This is a genomic window from Ruegeria sp. AB9 (assembly GCF_056542585.1).
Genome location: NZ_JBQGAA010000040.1, coordinates 1 through 4,002, shown reverse-complemented (window position 1 = coordinate 4,002; position 4,002 = coordinate 1). Strand labels below are relative to the sequence as shown.

Below are 4,002 nucleotides of genomic sequence, written 5' to 3'. Positions count from 1 at the left end.
GATGTTCCAGTGTCCGGTCGTTGGTGTCGGGTTGTTGATCATTGGCACATCGAGCACAGTTGGCTTGCCGCTGGCGATTGCCGCTTCCAATGCGGGCAACAACTCATCAGCGGCGCTTAGCCTATGCCCTTCCGCGCCGTAGGCTCGCGCAATGTCGGCATAGCCCGGTCCGTTTGCTGGTGCGGCGGCTGATCCGGGGAAGGTTGTTCCATAGGTCAGACCGTAATGCGCCTTTTGAAGACCTGCGATGGTGCCGAAGGCGTTGTTGTTCATCACCAGCCAGATGATGCCCAGATCAAGTTCAACGGCAGTCGCCAGCATCGAGGGGTTCTGACCGAAACCACCATCGCCAACCAGGCTGATCACCACACGATCGGGTGCTGCCAGTTTTGCTCCAATCGCGCCCGGAGGGCCAAAGCCCATCGTGGCGAACCCACCCGGCGTCAGGATAGAACCTGGCGTCAGAATATCGAACTGCTGCCCGACGCCGTTCTTATTCCACCCAACGTCCGTGGTGATGATGGCATCCTCGGGCAGTGCCTTGCGGGTATCTGCCAGAATACGCTCGGGCATCATCGGAAAGGCCGGCGAGGTCGCCATTTCCACGTTGCGCGCTTTGAATTCTGCCCGGAAATCCGCGATCTGCTGTTCCAGCGCGGGGCGGTTGAAACCGTTCGGATGCAACTCGCGGGCAACCCGGTTGAGAACGCGCAATGCGGCCTTGGCGTCCGCAACGACTCCGATCTCGGTGGGATAGTTCCGACCGATCTCCTGCGGCTCAATGTCGATATGAATGACCTTCGATCCGGGAATGTTGAACGTGTAGCCAGGGTACCAACTGGAACAATCAGCCTCTTTGAACCGAGTGCCCACGGCAAAGATGTAGTCCGCATTCAGGCAGGACTGGTTGACCAGTTCGGTGCCCCAAAACCCGGTCATGCCCAGCACAAGCGGATGGTCGTCCCGCAGCGCGCCTTTACCCATCAGGGAATGTGCGACCGGCAGGCCCATATGTTCAACAAATTCTCGCAACTCCTCGCTGGCCTGTGCCAGAAGAATACCACCTCCGACATAAGCGACTGGGTTTTCGGCTTTAGCCAACGCTTCGACAATCTCTCCCGCTGTCTCGTCGTCAATCGACGGTTTCTTGAGCGCCCGCGTATTGTCGCGGATACGATCGAAACTGTCCGAAGGGATCACCTCTGAAAAGATGTCCATGGGGACATTGACCAGTACTGGCCCGGGTTGGCCGCTTTCAGCCAGATGGAACGCCTTTTCAAGAATCTCGGCCATTAAATCTGCCCGGTCCACCCGCCAAGCGCGTTTGACAAATGGACGATAGATCTCCCACTGGGCAGCGTCTGCGTGCAGGTTCACTTCCTGGTGCGGATGTTTGCCGTAGTAATGTGTGGGAATGTCGCCCGCGATCACCACCATGGGTATGCAGTCCAGCGCAGCATTTGCGACCCCAGTGGCGCAATTGGTTAGCCCCGGGGAGAGGTGTGACAAGACCACCGAGGCCGTGCCAGTCACGCGGGCATAAGCATCAGCCGCATGGCTGGCGATTTGCTCATGCCGTACAGTGACGAAGTCGATGGGACTTTCCGCCAGCGCAGCCAGAACCGCGATGTTCGTGTGCCCGCATAGGCCAAATACATGCTTGACCTCACGGCGTTCGAGAAAGTCAACGATATGCTCGGCGACGGTTTTGCCTTCTAGTTTCGCTCCGTCCATCACGCGACCTCCTGTCCGTAAAACTCACCGAACAGGTCCGGCTCCGAAGGGCGATCCTCGGGGATCGGACGGCTGACCCAAGTGTAGTTCATCATGTGTTTCATGGTGACATTTTCATTGGTGATGTTGCCACCCCAGATGCCGCAGCCCAGGCTGCTGGTCATAGGCATGCCATTGGTCCAGGCACCTGCGTTGGCCTTGGACTGAGGCTGTCGAACCATCATGCGACTGACCGGAGCCAGGCGCGCCAACCGGTCGATGTGATCGTCATTGTGACTGTAGATGCCGCAGGAATGGCCCTTGCCCCCGGTGTTGTAAATCTGGCTGACCGTTTCCAGCGCGTCATCGAATGTGTCGAAGTGATATAGCGCCATCAGCGTGGTCAGTTTTTCCTTGGAGAACTTGTGCTGCGGCCCGATTTGCCCCTGATTTTCGACCATCAGGAACTTGCGATCTTCAGGGATCGAGAAACCGGCGACCTTGGCCGTTTGCTGAGGCGGACAGGCGATAGTCGCGAAGGTACGGTTGCCCTTCTCATCCCACATGGCCGCTTCGAGCATGGCCTTCTCTTCGTCCGAACACAGGTATCCGCCTTCGGCCTTCAGCGCCTTGATCATATCGTCATAAACCGAGCGCTGGATGATGATATTGCCATCTGCAGAGCAGCCAGACCCAAAGTCGGACGTCTTTGAAATTCGTGTATTCTGAGCGGCGATGTCCAAGTCGGCTGTCTCATCGATGACGATGGACGAATTGCCTGCACCGACACCATAGGCTGGACGCCCTGAACTATAGGCCGCTTTAACCATGGGCTTGCCACCCGTCGCCAGCGTCAGGTCACAAATCTCCATCAGATGCTGCGTCAATGGGATCGACGGCTTGCGAATGGATTGAAACAAATCCTCGGGGGCTCCGGCGGCACGACAAGCTGCACGCATGACCTCGACCATTTCATAGGTGGTATGGGCGGTTCGCGGGTGCGGGCTGAAGATGACCGCGTTCCGGGCGTTCGCGGCGGAGACACCGGTCACCGGTGGTGTCATCGCTGGATTGGTCATGGGGATCAGAGACGCGATCACACCGGCAGGTTTGGCATATTTAACCAGTCCTTTTTCCTCATCCACCTCGACGATACCGGTCGATGGAGTGCGCAGGACATCACGCAGTACCATGTGAATCTTGAATCGCTTCGCGGGACGCCCTTCGCGATCTCCGATGCCGCTTTCGTCCACGCCTTGCTGGGCCAGACGCGTAAAAGTTTTCTCGTTCCCTGCATACCACGCAATGGCCTGAGACAGGCGGTCCAGCCTGTCCTGATCCCAATCCTCGATCTCGGCCATGGCAGCGCGGGCGCGTGCCAGCATATCGGCCGCCATGTTGCGGTCGTTTTCAGTGAGCTCTTTGCCCATGATGATCCTCTTGGTGTTTTGGAATTACTGCATCGGGCTTACGACGCTGTGACCGCGCCGCACCGAATGTTCGCTTGGCGTGGCTGAGACAGCGACGCGCGTGTTCTTCATATCCCAACTCGGCAACGCGGCTTTGGTTGGGCAGTTCAATGGAATAGTCGACGGGTGGCATCCGTTCGATGATGCCGGTGAAATCAATCCAGCCTTCGCCGGGATAGAGGCGCGCATCGCGGGCCAGCTGGATCATGCCCTCGCGCGTATCGGCGATGCCGGGCAGGCAGTCGGAGATATGCAGGAAGTGGAACAGGTCCGAGGGGACGTGCAAGAGCTCTCCGAGATCCACACGGCTGAGATGCAGGTAGAGCGTATCGACCAGAATACCGCCATTCGGTTGATCTGCGGCACGGACGATATCAAGCGCCTCGTCCAAAGTGCGCAAGCGCGAGAAGCTTGGAAACTCCAAGTCCACCGTCAGCCCATAGGGCGCCGCCAACTCGCAAGTCTCAGAATAGACGTCGATCAGGAAGTCACGATCATCGCGGGTGTTGGTCCAAGCGCTCATGATCATGCGTTTGGCGCCCAGTTCCCCGCCGATCTCCAGCGACGGTTCAAAATTGCGCGGGTCGACATCTTCGGTGATGCGCGCAAGCTCGACATCGAGGACTTTCAAGCCGGTCGTGGAAAGCGCTGTTTTGGTGGCCTGGACCTGCGCCCTGTCATTCGGTGATTGAGTGAATTCACCGGGCACATGCATCGGAATAAACCGGGGACTGACGGCATCGTAACCGGCCCGCGCGGCGATATAGACCAGCTCGGGCGGCGTACAGCCAATCAGCGTCAGATGCGCCAAGGAATAGAG

Annotated in this window: 3 protein-coding genes; all 3 read right to left on the bottom strand. The window is 58.2% G+C overall.

Going from position 1 to position 4,002, the window contains the following annotated elements:
• Positions 1 to 1,734 (bottom strand): thiamine pyrophosphate-binding protein (locus tag ACR0K5_RS24940; RefSeq protein WP_480632206.1); only part of this gene is annotated, 1,734 nt, incomplete at its 3' end.
• Positions 1,734 to 3,143 carry an aldehyde dehydrogenase family protein gene (locus ACR0K5_RS24935; RefSeq protein ID WP_480632205.1) on the bottom strand — a complete coding sequence of 470 codons (1,410 nt, stop codon included), beginning with the start codon at positions 3,141 to 3,143 and terminating at the stop codon, positions 1,734 to 1,736. The genes ACR0K5_RS24935 and ACR0K5_RS24940, both read right to left, overlap by 1 nt.
• On the bottom strand, positions 3,124 to 4,002 hold an 879-nt coding region (locus ACR0K5_RS24930; RefSeq protein ID WP_480632204.1), incomplete at its 5' end, for a sugar phosphate isomerase/epimerase family protein. The genes ACR0K5_RS24930 and ACR0K5_RS24935, both read right to left, overlap by 20 nt.